Genomic DNA, 19,104 nt, shown 5'->3' with positions numbered 1-19,104 from the left:
AAAACTGCTATCGATGTGTTTAAACATTTACTAATACGTCGACATACAAGCACCACAAACTGAAAATTTATTGGCCTTACTCAAAAAGCCAAACACAAACAAGGAATGCATAATGAAAGCGCTACTCTTTACCGCACTTATCCTGGGATCTGCCTATGGCTACGCCGGAGAAAAGACCATTGAGAAATCCATAGCACCTGACATCGTAAATCTCCGACTGGCTGGCAGCGGGCTTGCACAATTCAGTATCAGATTCGCAGACTTACCAACCCCTCCGCTCGGAGGCCCTATGAAAATTGAGCAGATACTCTGGCGTACAACCTTCTACCCTTACGAAACCATCAATGAAACTGTAGAAATCTGCTACGAACCTTATGGTCCTCAAAGAGCCAATCCTCCCGTTTGTGAAGGTATCGTTCCAAATTCGGCCGGGATCGCACATACATTTAATTCGCTCAGATTCGGCCATGAATCACGACTGCTGATTCGTCACAAAATTACGGGCGGGCGGCAAACGCTCAGGCCTGCGGGTAAAGACAGTGTAACGATTCGCGTCAGCTACTGATTGCAACGGGACTGCGCATCACTGCGCAGCCCCATTTGGCCTTCTGCATACGGAATCATTGGGTTCACCAAGGCCGCCATGTGGATTCACCCATAGAATGAATGGATAGCCCTATGTCTACCATCAATGGCAATGGATTACTGATCAGCCATTCTTATCGTCCGACAATAGCAACCCCTGACACGTTAGCTGCTGATAATGCCGGGGCTACGGTAGCCAATATACCCGGCACCGTAGCTATAACACCTTCTTTATTGAGCGAAGCAACTATTCGGGCTGAAGCTTTCGATGCAGCCCTTGTCCGGCCTCCTTCCCAACGAGCTATTAAATTGCAGGGCAACAATAGTGACACGCTCACCTACTCAGCCAGTAAAGCGCTGAATGACTACAGACAGTTTGCAGCTCTTGAGCAGTCGGACGGCGCTCATGAGGCAGACCGGCCGTCGCAGCTATCACTATTCCCTCATCGTGAAGGCTATAAAACCCTTGTTTCTCGTCTTTTTTTCAATAGCGAGCCTCCCGTGCGCGATGGGGTAACAGGAATGAACAGCCTTAATATAAGCCGGCCTGAGGTTGAGTTTCTTACACAGCAAGACCGCACTCTGCTTTCACGCATGTACAACTATGCTCAGGAACAAGGTGCCGACTTACAGTATGTCGATGACGTAGCCAGAGACATTGGGGATTATCGGCAACATAATGACGGTCGCGCATTAGTCAACATGAATACCGGAAACAGCTACGATATACAGGGACGTCAGTTAAGCGTCAAATTCACTGAACCCTATGCAGCCACCGTCGAGCACATCCTGAATGGAACCGCTATCAATAGCACGCTGCTGGATAAAGGGTTTCTGCGCTTTTCTCTTGACCCTGGCCACCACCCCTACACGACGCATAGCGACCTGAAATTTATGGCGCAGATGGTGAATCATTTTTCAGTTCAACCCAGTGAAGGCAATGTTTTGAGCCGTGATTTCGCCACTTACAGCCGCAACCACAAAATCAAGGACAAAATCGTTCAGGCGTCCGACACAATACGTCTTGAACTTCGTGAAGAGCCCGAAGCCTCCAAGGTCACTGCCAAACCAAAAGCCCCCATCAATCCTTTCGAGGGCCTGATCGGCAAGAAAGCCGGCAAATCCCGCCTGCTCACCCTGTTCGACTACCTGTTCATGAAAATGAAAACCCAGGGCCGGGTGCGCAGGCCTTGATCGGTCGGCCTCAGCCCAGCTTCTGGATAAACTCGGCCAGCCAGGGTTCGGCGTCGGTGTCCGGGGTCACGCTTTCACTGGCGTCCAGACGCAGGATGTCCTGCACCTCGTTCACGCCCAGTTCGCCGAACAGTTCCTGAATCAAACCGCCGCCACCGCAAAAGGTGTCGTCATAGCTAGAGTCGCCAAGCGCGATGACACCACCGGGCAACCCGCGAAAGACCGCCGGCAGGGTGTCGCGAAGCTGGTAATACAGCGGTTGCAGGTTGTCGGGCAACTCGCCCAGACCAGTGGTCGAGGTCACCGCCAGCAGCGCTTCTGGCGCGAATGCCAGCAGTTCGGCCTGGGTCAGGCGTGTGTTGAACAGGGTTTCGTGACCGGCCTCACGCAGCAGCTTGTCGGCATGACGGGCAACGTCTTCTGCCGAGCCGAAGACGGTTCCGGAAATGATGGCGATTTTCATAAGGATTCCGATGACAGAGTAAAAACTCAGGCATTATGCATCATTCGATCAGCCTGCTTGTGCGGCAGAATGATCCGCACGGCGATGGCGTGCAGACGTCGAAAAAATGACCAACGGTCACAACACACCAGGAAATTTGTGGTCTCTTTTCCACTTAACGGATCGATCCGGGTTTCATCATGCAACCTGAAACAATTCTGACCCAGGACGAACTGGATTTTATCCTGGGCATGCAGCGCAATCCTCAGTTGAACGTGCGCGACTCGACACGCAACCTGATCGTCAATGGCGGTATCCAGATCCAGGATCTGTTGGCGCGGCTGGCGGCCAGTGAACAAGTGACGATCCAGGCACAGTTCAACAATCAGAAAATCAGCTTTCCACTGCAGATGGTGGAGGATGAGTTTCATGCCCAGCATCTGGAAATCGGTACACCCAGTATCTATGAAGAAGGCCCGCAGATTCGTCCATGGCGTCTGGTGCTGCCTCAACCGATTCCATTGGAAACCGAACACGGTGCCTTGACCCCTTTGTGGGTACACGAAGTGTCGTTCAAGGGCGTGTTGATCGAATACCGCCGCAAGGGCAACCCGCCCCGGCATTTTTCGGCCTGGTTCAACCCGGCAGGTCACGCACCGATCGCCATGCGCGGCCGTCTGGAGCGCATGACCGAGAAAGGCATGGCGGCCTATCACCTCAGCGAAAAATACCCCGAAGACACCGAGCGCCTGCGCCAGTACATGCTCAACGAGCATCGTCGTCTGCATCCGGCCGTGCACACGCTGGCCGGTTGACTCGCCGCCAGAATCAGCTGTTTGCCTGCCGCACCAGATTTCCATGGCGTATTTCAGGATTTCAGGAATAATCCTTGCTTGCTTCTTACCCGAAGCTGACACGTTGCCACCACCCCGGCGCCGTGCCTGATGAGTTCCCTACCCGGGAATCTCGTACCGCCCATGGAGATACACAATGTCTACCGCTCCCGTCACCTTGATGGTGGCCCGCCGTGTTGCCCACGGCCGCTACCAGGAACTTATCGCCTGGCTACATGAAGGCGAACGACTGGCCACCGACTTTCCCGGCTACCTGGGTTCGGGCGTGCTGGCCCCGCCGCCTGGGGACAATGAATTCCAGATGATTTTCCGCTTTGCCGATGCGCAAACAATGCACGCCTGGGAGCATTCTGCCTCGCGACGCGCTTGGTTGGTGCGTGGCAGCGGTCTGTTCGAGCAGCCCTCGGAGCATCGCGCCAGCGGCATCGCCGGCTGGTTTGGCGCCGCCGGCTCCCGCCCGCCGCGCTGGAAACAGGCCGTGGCCATCTGGCTGGCGTTCTTTCCGGTGTCGTTGCTGTTCAACTTTGTGCTGGGCCCGTTGCTCAGCCAGATGGAGCTGATGCCACGCATCATGTTCAGTACCCTGATCCTGACGCCGCTGATGGTGTACCTGTTTATTCCTCTTTCGACCCGCCTGCTGGCGCCTTGGCTGCAAGGCAGTACGCAACCGTCGCACAGCAGCACCGAATCGGCCTCCTCGCGCTGATCGACGCGCGTAGCCGGTGCCGAAAACAATCCGGTGCCGGCTGCATGCCGCGCCCTCCGATACAGCAGGCCGCCCCAAGGTTGTACAGCGTTCGGCATTGGTATAACTTTGCCGCTTATTGCTGTTTTCCTACCTTGTTGATGGGATCGTGTTCCCATCATCGCGCCTGAGTGGATTCGTGAGCTGTCGATGGCCCCCAGCATTGCACCGATACTGATCACCGGCGCCAGCCAGCGCGTCGGCCTGCATTGTGCGCAGCGCCTGCTCGATGACGGCCAGGCGGTGATCATCAGTTACCGCACCCTGCGCCCCGGCGTCGAGCAGTTGCGTGCTGCCGGTGCTATCGCCCTGCCCGCCGACTTTTCCAGTGAAGCCGGCATCATGGCCTTCATTGAACAATTGAAGCAGCACACCGACTGCCTGCGTGCCATCGTCCACAATGCCTCCGAGTGGCTGGCCGAAACCCCGGGCAGCGAGGCTGAGGTCTTTACCCGGATGTTCAGCATCCACATGCTGGCACCCTACCTGATCAACCTGCACGGTGCCGAACTGCTGCAGCGCAGCGCGGTCGCAGACATCGTGCATATCAGCGATGACGTGACCCGCAAGGGCAGCAGCAAGCACACCGCCTATTGCGCCAGCAAGGCGGGCCTTGAAAGCCTGACCCTGTCGTTCGCCGCACGCCTGGCGCCGCAGATCAAGGTCAATGGCATCGCCCCGGCCTTGCTGATGTTCCAACCCGATGACGACGCGGCATACCGCGCCAAGACCCTGGCCAAGTCGGCGCTGGGAATCGAGCCCGGTGCCGAGGTGATCTACCAGAGCCTGCGCTACCTGCTCGACACCCCCTATGTGACCGGCACAACCCTGACCGTAAACGGTGGACGGCACCTTAAGTAAGCCACTTGAGCAAGCCGCCCCGAGGACCCCGATGATGAGCGAATCCCTGCCACAGCAATACCGAGACATTCTCGTGGGCCTGGGCGAAGATCCAGACCGTGAAGGTCTGCTGGATACCCCGAAACGCGCCGCCAAGGCCATGCAGTACCTGTGTCATGGCTACAATCAAAGCCTTGAAGAAATCGTCAACGGTGCGCTGTTCGCGTCCGACAACGACGAGATGGTGATCGTCAAGGATATCGAGCTGTATTCGCTGTGCGAGCATCACCTGCTGCCGTTCATTGGCAAGGCGCATGTGGCCTACATTCCGACCGGCAAGGTGCTGGGCCTGTCGAAAATTGCCCGGGTGGTCGACATGTTTGCCCGCCGCCTGCAGATTCAGGAAAACCTGACCCGGCAAATCGCCGAGGCCATTCAGGGCGTGACCCATGCTGCCGGTGTGGCAGTGGTCATCGAAGCCAAGCACATGTGCATGATGATGCGCGGTGTCGAAAAGCAGAACTCGACCATGAACACCTCAGTGATGCTTGGCGCCTTCCGCGAGTCGAGCACCACGCGTATGGAGTTTCTGCAACTGATCGGACGGAGCAAGGGTTAATGGCCAGACTGGAACCAGGCACCGCGCGCATTCGGGTCAAGGACCTGCGCCTGCGTACGTTTATCGGCATCAACGAAGACGAGATTCTCAACAAGCAAGACGTGCTGATCAACCTGACGATCTGCTACGCCGCCCAGGAAGCCGTGCGCGACAACGACATTGATCACGCCCTGAACTACCGCACCATCACCAAGGCAATCATCCAGCACGTCGAGGGCAATCGCTTCGCCCTGCTGGAGCGCCTGACCCAGGAAGTGCTCGACCTGGTCATGAGCCACAAGGCTGTGACCTACGCCGAGGTCGAGGTCGACAAACCCCACGCGCTGCGCTTTGCCGAGTCGGTGTCGATCACCCTCGCCGGGCAGCGCTGAACCGCCTTATCATTGCGCGCCTCGATAGCGCCCGACATCAGCGAGCAATCTCTATGACCGATCAACAACGCCTGGAACTCGAAGCCGCCGCCTTTCGCCGACTGGTTGCACACCTGGACAGCCGCAAGGATGTGCAGAACATCGACCTGATGAACCTGTCAGGCTTTTGCCGCAACTGCCTGTCCAAGTGGTACAAGGCCGCCGCCGACGAGCGCCAGATCGACGTCAGCCTCGACGATGCCCGGGAAGTCGTTTACGGCATGCCCTACACCGAGTGGAAATCGCTCTACCAGCAAGAAGCCAGCGCCGAGCAACTCGCCGCCTTCAAGGAACCCAAGCATGACTGACCTGACCACCCTGCGCGCCAGCCTGCGCAGCGGCCAACACGCATTCGCCGACACCCTGGCTTTTATTGCCGAGGGCTACGATTACCAGCCACAAGCCTTTCGCAACGGTGACGTAGAAAACGCCGCCGGGCAAAACGAAGGCTCGTGCAAGACCCTGGGCCTGGCCCTGCTCGAAGGCCTGAGCGACGAAGAAGCGTTGCTGGCCTTCGGTGAGCACTACCGCTCGGTCCAGGCCACGCCTGAAGGCAGCGACCACGGCAACATCCGCGCCCTGATCGCGCATGGCCTGGCCGGCGTGAAGTTCGAAGCTGAGCCGCTCACGCGTAAAGCGTAAAAGCAAAAAACCGGCGCAAGGCCGGTTTTTTATTGCTCGCAAAACGTGATCAGAACGAGGCGTTAGTGTGCCTCTAAAAACGTAGGCGAGGCAGTCAGCGCAATACCGATGGCGGCCCCACAAAAACAGGCGAGGAAGCAGAATGTACTGAAGTACATAAGCATTCCGAGCCTGTTTTTAACGCAGCGATGACAACGCAGGTAGTTTTTAGAGGTGTACGTTGGCCAGGCCGTCCAGATAACGTTCCACGTCCAGGGCCGCCATGCAACCGGCGCCGGCCGAGGTGATGGCCTGACGGTAAACGTGGTCAGCCACGTCACCGGCGGCGAACACGCCTTCTACGCTAGTAGCCGTGGCATTGCCTTCACGGCCGCCGTGCACAACCATGTAGCCGTCCTTCAGTGCCAGTTGACCTTCGAACAACGTGGTATTCGGCGTGTGGCCGATGGCGATGAATACGCCGTCGACTTTCAGTTCGTCGCTGCTGCCGTCGTTGTTCTTCAGGCGCGCACCGGTCACACCCATGTTGTCGCCCAGCACTTCGTCCAGGGTCGCATTGAGCTTGAGTTCGATCTTGCCTTCGGCAACCCGCGCATGCAGCTTGTCGATCAGGATCTTCTCGGCGCGGAAAGTCTCGCGACGGTGCACCAGAGTTACCTTGCTGGCGATATTGGCCAGGTACAGCGCCTCTTCCACCGCCGTGTTACCACCACCGACCACAGCCACCGGTTTGTTGCGGTAGAAGAAACCGTCGCACGTCGCGCAGGCCGAAACGCCCTTGCCCATGAATGCTTCTTCCGAGGGCAGGCCCAGGTAACGGGCGCTGGCGCCGGTGGCGATGATCAGCGCGTCACAGGTGTAGGTCGCGCTGTCGCCCTTGAGGCTGAACGGCTTGCCGGCCAGGTCAACGGAGTTGATATGGTCGAAGACAATTTCAGTCTCGAAACGCTCGGCGTGTTCGCGCATGCGCTCCATCAGGGCTGGCCCCGTCAGACCGTGCGGATCGCCCGGCCAGTTGTCGACTTCGGTGGTGGTGGTCAACTGACCACCCGCCTGCATACCGGTGATCAGCAGCGGCTTGAGGTTGGCACGGGCGGCATATACCGCCGCACTGTAGCCGGCAGGGCCGGAGCCGAGAATAATCACTCGTGAATGACGTACATCAGACATGACACACTCCTAACGGGGTGGATCAGCGCACACGCGCTGATCGCGTAATCAGATTGGCTGCGTCTTACAGGGCAGTGGCGTTGGACGCCAAATAATCGGCAACGCCCTGGGCGTCGGCCTTCATGCCTTTCTGGCCTGGACGCCAGCCGGCCGGGCAGACTTCGCCGTGCTCTTCGGTGAACTGCAACGCTTCGACCAGACGGACCATTTCGTCGACATCACGACCCAGTGGCAGGTTGTTGACCACCTGGTGCTGAACCACGCCGGCCTTGTCGATCAGGAACGAAGCACGCAGGGCCACGCCCGCATCGTGCTCGATACCGTAGGCGCGAGTGATCTCGTGCTTGACGTCGGCAACCATGGTGAACTCGACTTCGCCAATGCCGCCCTTCTCGACCGGCGTGCTGCGCCAGGCGTAGTGAGTGAATTGCGAGTCGATCGAAACGCCAACCACTTCAACACCCAGCTCGCGGAATCTGGCGATTCGGTTGTTGTGGGCAATGATTTCCGACGGGCAGACAAAGGTGAAGTCCAGCGGCCAGAAGAACAGTACGACGTACTTGCCGCGCAGGGAAGACAAGGTGAAGCTGTCGACGATCGAACCGTCGCCCAATACGGCGGCGGCATCAAAGTCAGGGGCTTGCTTGTTGACCAGTACGCTCATGAATGACTCCAGATCAGAAAGGGGAAGGATAGGTCAGGAAAGTGATCGCCAGCCTATCGGGGTGGCGCAGATTAAGGAAATTTCGTTTCACAATCCACTTCATAGACTTCGCCTATGTTGAAAACGGCAGGCCACTATTTTACGCCAGGCGCCGGGCAATCGCGAACGCCGGTCAACCAGGCGAAAGGTGCGGCCGCAAACCTTCTCTTTAACCGTTACGGCAAAGCCGGTAAGGTCGGCCTTCGAGCATTTTTCGGAGACCATGATGCCCTTACCCGCCCTTACCGGCCCGCAATACCTCGTTCAGGGCTTGCAACTGATCATGCGCCCCGGCCTGCGCCTGTTCGTACTGTTGCCCCTGAGCATCAACCTTGTGCTGTTTGGCGGCCTGGTCTATCTGGCCATGCACCAGTTCGGTATGTGGGTCGATACCTTCATGCCCACCTTGCCGCACTGGCTGAGCTTTCTCAGTTATATCCTCTGGCCGCTGTTTGTGGTGCTGGTGCTGCTGATGGTGTTTTTCACCTTCACTTTGCTGGCGAATATCATCGCCGCACCGTTCAACGGCTTTTTGTCCGAGAAAGTCGAATCGGTGATCCGCGGCGTAGACGACTCGCCGCCCTTCAGTTGGGCCGAGTTGCTGGCCATGATTCCGCGCACACTGTCCCGCGAACTGCGCAAGCTGGGTTATATGCTGCCGCGAGTGATCGCCCTGTTCATCCTGTCGTTCATCCCGGTGGTCAACCTGATCGCGGCCCCTTTATGGCTGCTGTTCGGCGTGTGGATGATGGCGATCCAGTACATCGACTACCCCGCCGACAATCACAAGATGAGTTGGCAGGACATGCTCGCCTGGCTACGCGCCAAACGCTGGGCCAGTTTGAGTTTTGGCGGCTGCGTGTATGCGGCTTTGCTGATTCCCTTCGTCAATATCTTCATGATGCCGGCAGCGGTGGCGGGGGCGACGTTGTTCTGGGTACGTGAACGGGGTGCGCAGGAAGTTACAGGCGCACGGGGTTGATGGATAAGCAGGGCAAAGTTTTTAATCTTTGCCCTGCACGTTTACTTACTCATTACAACACCGTATAGAAACAAAAGAAGAATCCTACAAACAAAAAAGAAAACAGCCTGACTTCTTAATTTTTTTCAGTGGCTCTATCGGCAACAATTTTCCATATTCGGCAAATGCTCGCCTGACACCTCTGCGTTGGCACTCTATACATCCGTTGAATCAAACAGGCCTCTTGCCCCTGCTATTGCGAGGCATGCCTGTCGACATAAAGGGATATTCGGATTCTGGCATCCCGCTTGCTCTTGTACTTGAGACACGTCAAAGAGTAGATGCCATGAACATTACCTCGTCACCCATTGATAATCATCGTGCGCCCACCGCCCTGAAAACTGCACCCACCCCGCGCACTTCGGGTTTTAGTCAGATATTGCAAGGGCTCACCACCGAGAAACTGCCAGTCACCACTCAGGCTTCACGAGCACCTCTTTCTGCCGAAATCCGATTAGAGGACATGCGGTTTTCCCGACGTACCAGTTCTGAACCCGAGTTTGTCAACGTGACCTGCAAAGGGCCACGTGCCAAGGTGGTCGTGAAGACACATGAAGACGCTGACACACGTACCGGAATCAAAAGAGGTGGCGCATGGCGGCAAGACCTGCTCGATCAAGCCGCCAACGATCCCGCCGAAGCTGCAGACCTGGCAAGAAAATATGCCTTTAACTCATTGAATGGACAGATCCTTGATTTATCCGAATACCCGACCATTCGCTATAGCGCGACAGGCGAAATCGTCAATGACGAATCCACTGCCTGGTTCGAGAAAAACCTGCAACTCATGCAAAAGCAGCGATCAGAACTTTATGAGTCCGAGATGATGAAAGGCACGCCGGCTTCTGTCGTGCTGGAAAAAATCCTGGACTTCAATGATGCATTGCCACAACGATTTCGCGACATGGCCTTTTGGTAAACCCCTTGCCCCCGATGATTGAAATCGGGGGCGATCAAGCCGCTTACCAATTTACTGTGATACGTCCCTGCTGCCCTGCAAGGGGGACGTGGCCGGACTGCCCTATTCTGAGTGCAAAATAGAATTTTTGCTGCGCAGGGTTCCCAATGAAATGTCGGGTCGACCCAGAGCGCTGCCGAGAGACGTCGATACAATTACTTTTCCCCGTGCACAGTTGAACCTCCAAAGCTCTGGGCCAACCGATCACATTCCAGGTCCAGCTAACGTCAGTAACTCTCCCCCCTGCGGGAGGCCTTCCAGAAACTGGAATATGGGCGGTATATAAATACCCCTTCGAATGGGCCGTCGGCAGTGTCACAGACGAACTGTAGTTGCCCGCCATTGCCATGGACGAAAGGCCCAATGCCATAAAACCAATAATCGAGGCCGAACGAATCCGTTTCGACTTTTTAAAGTCAAATTTCATTTTATGCTTTCTTACATTGTCGAGGTGAGCGCAGCGAACTAACCGTCCACTGCGACTTGATAACCAGATCGATTAATCTGATGGCTCGACGTTATCCAGAAAGCATTGTGTTGCAACACCAAAGTACGCTTAAACAAGAATTACAGACGTTTCCTACAATCGCATCGGAATTTAAACTCAGGGTGTAGTCCCATTTTAAGAAAAACCGACTAATCCTCGAAAAGTCGCAACTCCTGCCATGGGCCTTTTCGTCACAAACCCATCACAAATCCGCCACAGAACCGCAACCCGGCCAGCCGACACTGGACCAATGAGCACACTCCTGCATGTCACCCTGGTCACCGAAACCTACAGCCCCGAGATCAATGGCGTCGCCAATACGCTAGGACGGTTATGCGACGGGTTGCGGCTGCGTGGGCATACCGTGGAGCTGGTGCGTCCGCGTCAGGGTGGCGAGGCGGCACCTGAGGCGCCACAGGAGTTGCTGCTGTGCCGGGGCTGGCCGATTCCGGGTTATCCGGGGCTGCAATGGGGTCAGGTGTCGATGCACAAACTGCTGCGCCGTTGGCAGCGGCGCCGGCCGGATGTGTTGTACATCGCTACCGAAGGGCCGCTGGGCCTGTCGGCGCTGCGGGCGGCGCGGCGGCTGGGGATTGCGGTGGTCAGTGGCTTTCATACCAACTTTCCGCAGTACAGCCAGCAATACGGCATGGGGTTTGTGACGCGTTTGCTGACCCATTATTTGCGCTGGTTCCACAATCGTTCGCAGCTCACGCTGGTGCCCAGTGTCAGCCAGAAACTGGAGCTGGAACGCAGGGGGTTCGAGCGCGTCGAGCAACTGTCGCGAGGCGTGGACAGTCAGTTGTTTCATCCATCGAAACGCTCTCAGGCACTGCGCGAGCAATGGGGGCTGCAAGACGATGAAATTGCCGTGCTGCATGTCGGCAGGCTGGCGCCGGAGAAGAATCTGGGGCTGCTCAAAAACAGCTTCGAGGCGCTGAACGAAAGCTACCCGCACTGCAAGCTCAAGCTGATTATGGTCGGCGACGGGCCACAACGGGCCGCTCTACAAGCGCAATTGCCCGAGGCGATTTTTTGCGGTGTGCAGCGGGGTGAGCTGCTGGCGAGCCATTACGCATCGGGCGATCTGTTTCTGTTTCCCAGCCTGACCGAGACCTTCGGCAATGTGGTGCTGGAGGCCCTGGCGTCGGGCCTGGCAGTGGTGGCGTACGACGAAGCGGCCGCCGGGCAGCACATTCGCCACGGCCATAATGGCGCACTGGCCATGCCCGGTGACGAAGAGGCTTTTATCGATGCGGCCCGCTGGCTGCTCGAAGACCGCGAAACCCTGCGCCGGGTGCGGCTTAATGCAAGGCAGCACGCCAGCCGCCAGGGCTGGCAGAGCATCATCGATCAGTTCGAACGGCAGCTGTACGGGGTTTGCCCGCGTGAAGCCGACCGCTCGACAATCAACCCAACGCCTTTTCGATCGCCGCAATAATCGCCGGATCATCCGGGCTGGTGCGGGGCGAGAAGCGGGCAATCACGGCACCGTTACGACCGACCAGAAATTTCTCGAAGTTCCAGGTGATATCGCCCGGAAACTCGGCGCCTTCGCCGGCCAGTTGCACGTACAGCTTGTGGCGATGCGCGCCGTTGACGTCGAGCTTTTCGCCCAGCGGAAAGGTCACACCGTAGTTGACCTCACAGAACGACTGAATCTCTTGCTCGGTGCCCGGTTCCTGGCCTGCAAACTGGTTGCAAGGCAGCCCCAGCACACTGAAGCCTCTGTCGTGGTACTGCTTATAAAGGCTCTCAAGGGCCGCGTACTGTGGCGTCAGGCCACACTTGGACGCGACATTGACCACCAGAACTACCTTGTCCTTGAACGGTGCCAGTGGCAGTTCCTTGCCATCCAGCCCATTCAGCTTAATGCCGTGAAAAGCGCTCATGAATCACCCCCTTCAAACCGTGACCGCAAAAAAGGCGTCTGGCAAGCTGCGTAATATGCAGACCTGCCTGGACGCCTTGGCGGTTATTTGAGCCTAGCAGCGGATCGCCACCTGGCACAAATCAATGGTGATGGCCGCCTTCGCCATGGACGTGGCCATGAGCGACTTCTTCTTCACTGGCTTCACGAATGGCAACGACCTTGACCTGGAAGGTCAGGCGCTGGCCAGCCAGAGGGTGGTTGCCGTCAACGGTGACATCGTCGCCATCCAGGTCGCGAATGGTCACGATCTGCATGCCGCCGTCAGGGCCGGAAGCATGGAACTGCATGCCGACTTCAAGTTCGTCGACGCCTTCGAACATGCTGCGGCTCAGGGTGCTGACCAGCTCGGCGGAGTATTCGCCGTAGGCATCTTCTGGCTCGATGGAAACGTTCAGCTCGTCACCGACGTCTTTGCCTTCCAGCGCTTTTTCCAGACCCGGGATGATGTTGCCGGCACCGTGCAGGTACACCAGCGGCGCGCCGCCGGACGAGCTGTCGATGACCTCACCAGCATCGTTGGTCAGGGTATAGTCGATGGAGACAGCCTTTTTGGCAGCGATAGGCATGAGGGCAAAACCTTTGCTTGATATGAATGAAAGGGCAAGTCTAACCAAGCCATCGCCCGAAAGCGAACGCAACACCGACCGGTGGACCCTATGCACGCGACAACCCTGACCGGCTGGCGCCAGGATGAAGACGATCATTGGATCGCAATTCTGGCCTGTGGCCATACCCAGCACCTGCGTCATCAGCCCCCCTGGCAGTCGCGGGCCTGGGTACTGGACCGGGCCCTGCGCCTGGAAAAAATAGGCCAGCCCTTTCAATGTGGATGGTGCGCACAAGGCACCGATAACGATAGTCTTGACCCCAGGATGCCCTTGAGTAGAGGCGCTGCGAAAGACAGCGCCCTGTGACGACAAGCATCAAGAAAAGCGCCACGCCCCTTGCACTGCCTAAATTCGGAAGCCCGCATGCAGACTTTTTTCATTGCGCCCACAGATTTTGGTGTGGGCCTGACCTCCATCAGCCTTGGCCTGGTCCGCACTCTGGAACACGCAGGGCTGAAGGTCGGTTTTTTCAAGCCCATTGCCCAGCCACACCCAGGTGATACCGGCCCGGAACGCTCCACCGAACTGATTGCCCGCACCCATGGCCTCAAGCCGCCAAAACCGCTGGCATTGGCCCATGTAGAACGCATGCTCGGCGATGGCCAGCTCGATGAACTGCTCGAAGAAATCATCAGCCTTTATCAACAGGCGGCGGTGGGCAAGGACGTACTGATCGTCGAAGGCATGGTACCCACCCGCAACGCCAGCTATGCCGCCAGGGTCAACCTGCACCTGGCCAAGAGCCTGGATGCCGAGGTGATCCTGGTCTCGGCACCGGAAAACGAAGTGCTCACAGAATTGTCGGGCCGCGTCGAGTTGCAGGCACAGATGTTCGGCGGCCCGAAAGATCCGAAAGTGCTCGGTGTGATTCTCAACAAGGTGCGCACCGATGAGAGCATGCAAAGCTTCGCCGCGCGCCTCAAAGAGCACTCACCGTTGCTGCGCAGTGGCGATTTCCGTCTGCTGGGCTGTATTCCCTACCAGGCCGACCTCAACGCCCCGCGTACCCGCGACGTCGCCGAGCTGCTGGGTGCCCAGGTGCTCAACGCCGGCGATTACGAACAGCGGCGCATGTCGAAGATCATCATCTGCGCGCGCACCGTGGTGAACACCGTGCACCTGCTCAAGCCCGGTGTACTGGTGGTAACGCCAGGCGACCGCGACGACATCATTCTTGCCGTAAGCCTGGCGAGCATGAACGGCGTGCCGCTGGCCGGCCTGTTGCTGACCAGTGAAATCGTTCCAGACCCGCGAATCATGGAGCTATGCAAAGGCGCCCTGCAAGCCGGCCTGCCGGTGATGTCGGTGAACACCGGCACCTACGACACTGCCAACCGCCTTAACCAGCTCAACAAGGAAATCCCGGTTGATGACCGTGAACGCGCACAGATCATCACCGATTTCGTGGCCGGCCATCTGGATGCCGACTGGCTGCACCAGCGCTGCGGCACACCCCGCGAACTGCGCCTGTCGCCTGCGGTATTCCGTTACCAGTTGATCCAGCGCGCCCAGGCCGCCAACAAGCGCATCGTGCTGCCCGAAGGCAGCGAGCCGCTGATCATCCAGGCGGCAGCGATCTGTCAGGCACGCGGCATTGCCCGTTGCGTGTTGCTGGCCAAGCCAGAAGAAGTGCATGCGGTGGCCAAGGCCCAGGACATTGTGTTGCCGCCGGGCCTGGAAATTCTCGACCCGGACCTGATTCGCGAGCGCTATGTCGCGCCCATGGTCGAGCTGCGCAAAAGCAAAAGCCTCAATGCGCCGATGGCCGAGCAGCAGCTCGAAGACCCGGTGGTGATCGGCACCATGATGCTGGCACTCGACGAGGTCGATGGTCTGGTCTCGGGCCTGGTGCACTCCACGGCCAACACCATTCGCCCGGCCCTGCAACTGATCAAGACCGCACCGGGCTGCAAGCTGGTGTCGTCGGTGTTTTTCATGCTGTTCCCTGAACAGGTGCTGATCTACGGCGACTGCATCATGAACCCGCACCCCGGCGCTGAAGCGCTGGCAGAGATCGCCCTGCAAAGCGCCGACTCTGCGCAAGCATTCGGCATCACCCCGCGGGTGGCGATGATCAGTTATTCCAGCAGCCATGCCGACCACAGCGACGAAGAAGTCGAAAAAGTGCGCGAAGCCACTCAACTGGCCCGCGAGGCACGCCGTGGCCTGCTCATCGACGGCCCGTTGCAGTACGATGCCGCCGCCAACGAGAACGACGCCCGGCAACTGGCGCCCGACAGTCAAGTGGCCGGGCGGGCCACGGTGTTCGTGTTCCCTGACCTGAATACCGGTAACACCACTTACAAGGCGGTGCAACGCAGCGCTGACTGCGTCACCCTCGGGCCGATGCTGCAAGGCTTGCGCAAGCCGGTGAACGACCTGCCGCGTGGCGCTCAGGTCGACGATATCGTGCACACCATTGCGCTGACCGCGATTCAGGCCGACACATTGTCCTGTTAAACCTGCCGATGCCGTGGCCAAGAGCCCGGCATCGTTTCTTTACCTGGAGTTTTTCATCGTCATGGCTTTCTTGCCTGCCCCCTTGCGTGGCGTTATTGCCTCGCTGCTTCTGGCACTCAACACGGTGGCCTGCTGCTTGCCGCTGTTTGTGGTGACCCTGTTCAAGCTGTGCCTGCCCTTCCCGGCCGCCCGGCGTTTTTGCGACTGGCTGATGGGCCATATCCAGGAAACCTGGATCAGTAACAACAATGCCTGGATCCGCTTGCTGGGCCGCACCCGCTGGCACGTCAGCGGCCTGGAGACACTCGACTACCAGCATTCGTATCTGGTCACCAGCAACCACCAGAGCTGGGTCGACATCATCGTTTTGCAGTACCTGCTCAACCGCAAGATTCGCCCGCTGAAGTTCTTTCTCAAGCAGGAACTGATCTGGGTGCCGGTCATAGGCCTGGCCTGGTGGGCACTGGGCTTTCCGTTCATGAAGCGCTACTCCAAGGCTTACCTGGCCAAGCACCCGGAAAAGCGCGGCAAGGACCTGGAAACCACCCGGCGCACCTGCGCACGCTTTCGCAATAACCCGGTGAGCATTTTCAACTTCGCCGAAGGCACACGCTTCACCAAGGCCAAGCATGCCGAACAGCAGTCACCCTTTCGCAACCTGCTCAAGCCCAAGGCCGGCGGTATCGCTTTTGTGCTCGATGCCATGGGTGAGCAACTGGAGTCCATCGTCAATGTAACGCTGCACTACCCGCAAGGCCGTTCAGGCTTCTGGACGTTGCTGTGTGGCGAACTGGATGAGGTGGTCGCGCACATTGAAGAAGTCCGCATTCCGGCGCAGTTCATTGGCAAGAACTACGACCAGGACGAAGCCTACCGCCGGGAGTTCCAGCAGTGGATCAATGCGCGATGGGAAGAGAAGGACCGGCTGCTGGACCAGTTGAAGGCCCGGCAGCCAGGAGACAGGATTTAGTACTGCTGACCCGGAATCGGCTTGAGATTGACTTCTACACGGCGGTTTTGCGCACGGCCATTGGCGTCGGCGTTGCTGGCAATCGGTTGGTCGGGGCCGGCGCCGCGGACTGACAAGTGGCTTTGGTCAACGCCCTGAGACGTCAGGTAGGTCGCCACGCTTTGCGCACGCTGCTGCGACAGGTCCATGTTGTGCTGGCGGCTGCCGGTGCTGTCGGTATAACCGATGATTTCGATGTTGTTCTGGTTGAACTGGCGCAACGAACCGGCCAGGTTGTTCAGCGGCGAGTAGAAGCTGCTGGAGATCGCTGCCGAGTCGGTGGCGAAGGTGATATTGCCCGGCATGATCAACTTGATCTGGTCACCCTGGCGCTGCACTTCGACGCCGGTATTGGCCATCTTGGTGCGCAATTCGGCTTCCTGGCGGTCGGCGTAGTAGCCATAGCCCGCCGACGCTGCACCGACCACGGCGGCACCGATCAGCGCGCCCTTGCCACGGTTGTTATGGTCGATGGCCGCACCGGCCACAGCCCCCGCCAATGCACCCAGCCCACCGTATTTCGCGGTACGGCTCATGCCTTGTTGTTGCTCGTTATTGCCGTAGCCTCCCTGGCCCTGGTTGTCGTAAGGGTTGGGCGAAGCACAGCCGGCCAGCAAGGCCACGGCGGTGGCCGCAATAATCAGACGGGGCGAGGTCAGCATGGAAAAAACTCCTGATTTCAATGAACGCTCATGGCCCTTTGGAACGCGAATCAGGGCAAAAATTCCTTGCCCTGCCAAGCCTCTGTTGTCGTGAGCCTGCGAACTGGCCACCACCTTAAAACAGGCGTTTGACCATGGTTGTGAAATATTTTTTAAATGGGTTTCTGGCGCCAGAAAAGCAAAATTACCCAACGACTTGATTTGCCTTGAAAAAGCACAAACAGCAAGTTCCTGACGCTTTTTTAATGTCATACACAATGACAAATGCGCCCCCTATACTGGCGATGCGAGATCAGCTTTCCCTGCTGCCATCCAAGGGGGCCAATAGCATGCCGAAACATACCTGCCCAATCAGGCACTCTGTTTTTTCCACTCTCTCAACCTTCTGTCAGGCATGGATTGCCAGTGCGACCGACGAATAAAGCGGTGACCGGCCATGTTAAGAAAAATACCGGTTTGCGAGCTTGTTCTGGGTATGCACATTCACGAATTCTGCCGTCCGTGGAACGGCGATCCGTTCTGGGTCGATCAGGTCGAATCGGTCCTGCGCGACATGGACGTGCTGGAACGCATCAAACGCTCCGACACCCGTGAGGTCTGGATCGACACCAGCCTGGGCAAAGCACCCGTAAGTGTCGCCACGCCGCCCGATGAAAACACCGCACCTGTCAGCCTCGAAAAAGAGCTGAACCGCGCCCGGCTGATTTGTGGCCGCGCCAAACAGGCGGTGATGGTCATGTTCAGCGAAGCCAAGATGGGACGCGCCATGAACGTCGCCGACGTCGGGCTGATGGTGGAGGAAATCTCCAATTCGATCCTGCGTCATCCGCACGCACTGATCAGCCTGTCACGCCTGAAAAACTCGGACGAATACACCTACATGCACTCGGTCGCGGTCTGCGCCTTGATGGTCGCCCTGGCCAGGCGCATGGGCATGAGCGAAGAACAGGTGCGCGACGCCGGTGTGGCCGGCTTGATGCACGATGTCGGCAAGATGCTCATGGACCCGGAGATTCTCAACAAACCCGGGCGTCTGACCGACGAAGAATTCACGGCGATGAAGGCGCATCCCGCCGCCGGGTTAAAGATTCTGGAACAAAGCCAGCAGGTGATTCCGGCGGTGTTGGATGTGTGCCTGCACCATCATGAAAAGTTCGATGGCTCAGGCTACCCGCACGGCCTCAAAGGCGAAGACATCAGCATCTTTTCGCGGATGGGTGCGGTCTGCGACGTGTATGACGCGGTGACCAGCGACCGCCCTTACAAAAAGGCCTGGGAAGCCGCCCACGCGATTCGCGAAATGGCCTCCTGGAAAGGCCACTTCGATGAGCGGATCTTTCAGCACTTCGTCAAGACGGTCGGTATCTACCCGGTTGGCGCGCTGGTACGCCTGGAAAGCGAGCGGCTGGCCGTGGTCATGGAACAAAGCGAGCATTCGCTGCTGATGCCCAAGGTCAAGGTGCTGATGTCGGTGCGCACCCGCAAGCCTGTCGAGCCGAGGATCATTCAACTGGGTAAATGCAGGGACGCAGATAGCATCGTCAAGATCGAGTCCCCCACAGACTGGGGGCTCGATAATTTCAACGAGCTATGGTCGGGCGCGGCGGCGCAGTGATCATTGCGCATAAAATTGCGCACCCCGCCGTGCATAAACCTGTGGACTCCTGCCTGTAGCCCAGCAACGCCAAGGCCTGCATCCAGTGCGCAACTATCTGCATACCCCATGCAAGGTATTGCGCAGTTTTAGCGGCGTTTTGCTCAA

General features: G+C 58.0%; 22 protein-coding genes and 1 pseudogene. 16 read left to right on the top strand and 7 right to left on the bottom strand.

The features are described from left to right. Window positions 1-112 precede the first annotated feature (112 nt). Together ACYP2A_RS21550 and ACYP2A_RS21545 are read left to right on the top strand one after the other, a co-directional pair. The gene (locus ACYP2A_RS21550; protein ID WP_459747925.1) at window positions 113-565 is read left to right on the top strand and encodes a hypothetical protein; all 453 of its coding nucleotides are present in this window, start codon (window positions 113-115) and stop codon (window positions 563-565) included. 113 nt (window positions 566-678) lie between these two features. After that, on the top strand, window positions 679-1,779 hold the full coding sequence (locus tag ACYP2A_RS21545) for a hypothetical protein (protein WP_459747924.1): 1,101 nt from the start codon (window positions 679-681) through the stop codon (window positions 1,777-1,779). Between the two features lie 10 nt (window positions 1,780-1,789). On the opposite strand, the gene ACYP2A_RS21540 is transcribed toward ACYP2A_RS21545, so the two are convergent. Then, window positions 1,790-2,242 carry a flavodoxin gene (locus ACYP2A_RS21540; RefSeq protein ID WP_459747923.1) on the bottom strand — a complete coding sequence of 151 codons (453 nt, stop codon included), beginning with the start codon at window positions 2,240-2,242 and terminating at the stop codon, window positions 1,790-1,792. Window positions 2,243-2,421: 179 nt separating this feature from the next. On the opposite strand from ACYP2A_RS21540, the gene ACYP2A_RS21535 reads away from it, so the two are divergent. From ACYP2A_RS21535 to ACYP2A_RS21505, 7 genes are all read left to right on the top strand, one after another. Continuing rightward, the gene (locus ACYP2A_RS21535) at window positions 2,422-3,036 is read left to right on the top strand and encodes a hypothetical protein (RefSeq protein WP_459747921.1); all 615 of its coding nucleotides are present in this window, start codon (window positions 2,422-2,424) and stop codon (window positions 3,034-3,036) included. 175 nt (window positions 3,037-3,211) lie between these two features. Next, window positions 3,212-3,781 carry an antibiotic biosynthesis monooxygenase gene (locus tag ACYP2A_RS21530; protein WP_459747920.1) on the top strand — a complete coding sequence of 190 codons (570 nt, stop codon included), beginning with the start codon at window positions 3,212-3,214 and terminating at the stop codon, window positions 3,779-3,781. Between the two features lie 189 nt (window positions 3,782-3,970). Then, window positions 3,971-4,681: a dihydromonapterin reductase gene (folM, locus tag ACYP2A_RS21525; protein ID WP_459747919.1), complete on the top strand. Its 711-nt coding sequence runs from the start codon at window positions 3,971-3,973 to the stop codon at window positions 4,679-4,681. Between the two features lie 34 nt (window positions 4,682-4,715). Continuing rightward, window positions 4,716-5,279, top strand: a complete 564-nt coding sequence (gene folE, locus ACYP2A_RS21520; RefSeq protein ID WP_459747917.1) for a GTP cyclohydrolase I FolE — start codon at window positions 4,716-4,718, stop codon at window positions 5,277-5,279. Next, window positions 5,279-5,650, top strand: coding sequence for a dihydroneopterin triphosphate 2'-epimerase (gene folX / locus ACYP2A_RS21515; RefSeq protein WP_459747916.1), 372 nt, complete (start codon window positions 5,279-5,281; stop codon window positions 5,648-5,650). The genes folE and folX overlap by 1 nt, the downstream gene beginning before the upstream one ends. Window positions 5,651-5,703: 53 nt before the next feature. Beyond that, entirely contained in the window at window positions 5,704-5,997 is a 294-nt protein-coding gene (locus tag ACYP2A_RS21510) for a DUF1244 domain-containing protein (RefSeq protein ID WP_459747915.1), read from the top strand. Next, the gene (locus ACYP2A_RS21505; RefSeq protein ID WP_459747914.1) at window positions 5,990-6,331 is read left to right on the top strand and encodes a HopJ type III effector protein; all 342 of its coding nucleotides are present in this window, start codon (window positions 5,990-5,992) and stop codon (window positions 6,329-6,331) included. The genes ACYP2A_RS21510 and ACYP2A_RS21505 overlap by 8 nt, the downstream gene beginning before the upstream one ends. Before the next feature lie 207 nt (window positions 6,332-6,538). Here the strand turns inward: ACYP2A_RS21505 and trxB are convergent, their stop codons facing one another. Both trxB and ACYP2A_RS21495 read right to left on the bottom strand, forming a co-directional pair. Then, complete coding sequence (trxB, locus tag ACYP2A_RS21500) at window positions 6,539-7,501, bottom strand: thioredoxin-disulfide reductase (protein ID WP_459747913.1); 963 nt, start codon at window positions 7,499-7,501, stop codon at window positions 6,539-6,541. 64 nt (window positions 7,502-7,565) lie between these two features. Then, complete coding sequence (locus tag ACYP2A_RS21495; RefSeq protein ID WP_459747912.1) at window positions 7,566-8,165, bottom strand: redoxin domain-containing protein; 600 nt, start codon at window positions 8,163-8,165, stop codon at window positions 7,566-7,568. 265 nt (window positions 8,166-8,430) lie between these two features. Here ACYP2A_RS21495 and cysZ point away from each other — a divergent pair, with 265 nt between their 5' ends. Then, window positions 8,431-9,186, top strand: a complete 756-nt coding sequence (gene cysZ / locus ACYP2A_RS21490; RefSeq protein ID WP_459747911.1) for a sulfate transporter CysZ — start codon at window positions 8,431-8,433, stop codon at window positions 9,184-9,186. A 325-nt stretch (window positions 9,187-9,511) separates the two neighbouring features. Continuing rightward, on the top strand, window positions 9,512-10,144 hold the full coding sequence (locus tag ACYP2A_RS21485) for a hypothetical protein (protein ID WP_459747910.1): 633 nt from the start codon (window positions 9,512-9,514) through the stop codon (window positions 10,142-10,144). A gap of 43 nt (window positions 10,145-10,187) precedes the next feature. Here ACYP2A_RS21485 and ACYP2A_RS21480 read toward each other — a convergent pair whose 3' ends face one another. Then, complete coding sequence (locus ACYP2A_RS21480) at window positions 10,188-10,526, bottom strand: flagellar protein FlhE (RefSeq protein WP_459747954.1); 339 nt, start codon at window positions 10,524-10,526, stop codon at window positions 10,188-10,190. Window positions 10,527-10,920: 394 nt separating this feature from the next. Between ACYP2A_RS21480 and ACYP2A_RS21475 the strand changes: the two genes are divergently transcribed. Next, window positions 10,921-12,111: a glycosyltransferase family 4 protein gene (locus tag ACYP2A_RS21475; protein WP_459747909.1), complete on the top strand. Its 1,191-nt coding sequence runs from the start codon at window positions 10,921-10,923 to the stop codon at window positions 12,109-12,111. On the opposite strand, the gene ACYP2A_RS21470 is transcribed toward ACYP2A_RS21475, so the two are convergent. Together ACYP2A_RS21470 and ACYP2A_RS21465 are read right to left on the bottom strand one after the other, a co-directional pair. Further along, window positions 12,080-12,562, bottom strand: a complete 483-nt coding sequence (locus ACYP2A_RS21470) for a glutathione peroxidase (protein ID WP_459747908.1) — start codon at window positions 12,560-12,562, stop codon at window positions 12,080-12,082. The two genes, ACYP2A_RS21475 and ACYP2A_RS21470, sit on opposite strands and share 32 nt — an antisense overlap. A 121-nt stretch (window positions 12,563-12,683) precedes the next feature. Next, window positions 12,684-13,169 carry an FKBP-type peptidyl-prolyl cis-trans isomerase gene (locus ACYP2A_RS21465; protein WP_459747907.1) on the bottom strand — a complete coding sequence of 162 codons (486 nt, stop codon included), beginning with the start codon at window positions 13,167-13,169 and terminating at the stop codon, window positions 12,684-12,686. 13 nt (window positions 13,170-13,182) lie between these two features. Between ACYP2A_RS21465 and ACYP2A_RS21460 the strand changes: the two are divergent. The 3 genes and pseudogenes from ACYP2A_RS21460 (at window position 13,183) to ACYP2A_RS21450 (ending at window position 16,641) form a co-directional block, all read left to right on the top strand. Then, window positions 13,183-13,517, top strand: a pseudogene (locus ACYP2A_RS21460) (DUF3565 domain-containing protein). A 57-nt stretch (window positions 13,518-13,574) separates the two neighbouring features. Next, window positions 13,575-15,671: a phosphate acetyltransferase gene (pta, locus tag ACYP2A_RS21455; RefSeq protein WP_459747906.1), complete on the top strand. Its 2,097-nt coding sequence runs from the start codon at window positions 13,575-13,577 to the stop codon at window positions 15,669-15,671. Window positions 15,672-15,732: 61 nt separating this feature from the next. Next, window positions 15,733-16,641, top strand: coding sequence for an acyltransferase (locus ACYP2A_RS21450; RefSeq protein WP_459747905.1), 909 nt, complete (start codon window positions 15,733-15,735; stop codon window positions 16,639-16,641). Here ACYP2A_RS21450 and ACYP2A_RS21445 read toward each other — a convergent pair. Further along, on the bottom strand, window positions 16,638-17,342 hold the full coding sequence (locus ACYP2A_RS21445) for an OmpA family protein (protein WP_459747904.1): 705 nt from the start codon (window positions 17,340-17,342) through the stop codon (window positions 16,638-16,640). The two genes, ACYP2A_RS21450 and ACYP2A_RS21445, sit on opposite strands and share 4 nt — an antisense overlap. Before the next feature lie 436 nt (window positions 17,343-17,778). On the opposite strand from ACYP2A_RS21445, the gene ACYP2A_RS21440 reads away from it, so the two are divergent. Next, window positions 17,779-18,957 (top strand): HD-GYP domain-containing protein, encoded by a 1,179-nt coding sequence (locus tag ACYP2A_RS21440; RefSeq protein ID WP_459747903.1) that lies wholly within the window; start codon window positions 17,779-17,781, stop codon window positions 18,955-18,957. The last annotated feature ends 147 nt before the right edge of the window (window positions 18,958-19,104 follow it).

This window comes from Pseudomonas sp. 3A(2025) (assembly GCF_054589175.1).
The sequence above is the reverse complement of the archived record's forward strand: the minus strand, read 5'-3'. Positions and strand labels throughout refer to the sequence as shown.

What these genes read in the sequence shown, in the direction of transcription:
- ACYP2A_RS21530 (WP_459747920.1), top strand. Translation starts at nt 3,212, where the DNA reads ATGTCTACCGCTCCCGTCACCTTGATGGTGGCCCGCCGTGTTGCCCAC.
- folM (WP_459747919.1), top strand. Translation starts at nt 3,971, where the DNA reads ATGGCCCCCAGCATTGCACCGATACTGATCACCGGCGCCAGCCAGCGC.
- ACYP2A_RS21545 (WP_459747924.1), top strand. Translation starts at nt 679, where the DNA reads ATGTCTACCATCAATGGCAATGGATTACTGATCAGCCATTCTTATCGT.
- ACYP2A_RS21445 (WP_459747904.1), bottom strand. Translation starts at nt 17,342, where the DNA reads ATGCTGACCTCGCCCCGTCTGATTATTGCGGCCACCGCCGTGGCCTTG.
- cysZ (WP_459747911.1), top strand. Translation starts at nt 8,431, where the DNA reads ATGCCCTTACCCGCCCTTACCGGCCCGCAATACCTCGTTCAGGGCTTG.
- ACYP2A_RS21485 (WP_459747910.1), top strand. Translation starts at nt 9,512, where the DNA reads ATGAACATTACCTCGTCACCCATTGATAATCATCGTGCGCCCACCGCC.
- ACYP2A_RS21470 (WP_459747908.1), bottom strand. Translation starts at nt 12,562, where the DNA reads ATGAGCGCTTTTCACGGCATTAAGCTGAATGGGCTGGATGGCAAGGAA.
- pta (WP_459747906.1), top strand. Translation starts at nt 13,575, where the DNA reads ATGCAGACTTTTTTCATTGCGCCCACAGATTTTGGTGTGGGCCTGACC.
- ACYP2A_RS21535 (WP_459747921.1), top strand. Translation starts at nt 2,422, where the DNA reads ATGCAACCTGAAACAATTCTGACCCAGGACGAACTGGATTTTATCCTG.
- ACYP2A_RS21440 (WP_459747903.1), top strand. Translation starts at nt 17,779, where the DNA reads ATGTTAAGAAAAATACCGGTTTGCGAGCTTGTTCTGGGTATGCACATT.
- trxB (WP_459747913.1), bottom strand. Translation starts at nt 7,501, where the DNA reads ATGTCTGATGTACGTCATTCACGAGTGATTATTCTCGGCTCCGGCCCT.
- ACYP2A_RS21510 (WP_459747915.1), top strand. Translation starts at nt 5,704, where the DNA reads ATGACCGATCAACAACGCCTGGAACTCGAAGCCGCCGCCTTTCGCCGA.
- ACYP2A_RS21540 (WP_459747923.1), bottom strand. Translation starts at nt 2,242, where the DNA reads ATGAAAATCGCCATCATTTCCGGAACCGTCTTCGGCTCGGCAGAAGAC.
- folE (WP_459747917.1), top strand. Translation starts at nt 4,716, where the DNA reads ATGAGCGAATCCCTGCCACAGCAATACCGAGACATTCTCGTGGGCCTG.
- ACYP2A_RS21450 (WP_459747905.1), top strand. Translation starts at nt 15,733, where the DNA reads ATGGCTTTCTTGCCTGCCCCCTTGCGTGGCGTTATTGCCTCGCTGCTT.
- folX (WP_459747916.1), top strand. Translation starts at nt 5,279, where the DNA reads ATGGCCAGACTGGAACCAGGCACCGCGCGCATTCGGGTCAAGGACCTG.
- ACYP2A_RS21505 (WP_459747914.1), top strand. Translation starts at nt 5,990, where the DNA reads ATGACTGACCTGACCACCCTGCGCGCCAGCCTGCGCAGCGGCCAACAC.
- ACYP2A_RS21480 (WP_459747954.1), bottom strand. Translation starts at nt 10,526, where the DNA reads ATGGCGGGCAACTACAGTTCGTCTGTGACACTGCCGACGGCCCATTCG.
- ACYP2A_RS21465 (WP_459747907.1), bottom strand. Translation starts at nt 13,169, where the DNA reads ATGCCTATCGCTGCCAAAAAGGCTGTCTCCATCGACTATACCCTGACC.
- ACYP2A_RS21475 (WP_459747909.1), top strand. Translation starts at nt 10,921, where the DNA reads ATGAGCACACTCCTGCATGTCACCCTGGTCACCGAAACCTACAGCCCC.
- ACYP2A_RS21495 (WP_459747912.1), bottom strand. Translation starts at nt 8,165, where the DNA reads ATGAGCGTACTGGTCAACAAGCAAGCCCCTGACTTTGATGCCGCCGCC.
- ACYP2A_RS21550 (WP_459747925.1), top strand. Translation starts at nt 113, where the DNA reads ATGAAAGCGCTACTCTTTACCGCACTTATCCTGGGATCTGCCTATGGC.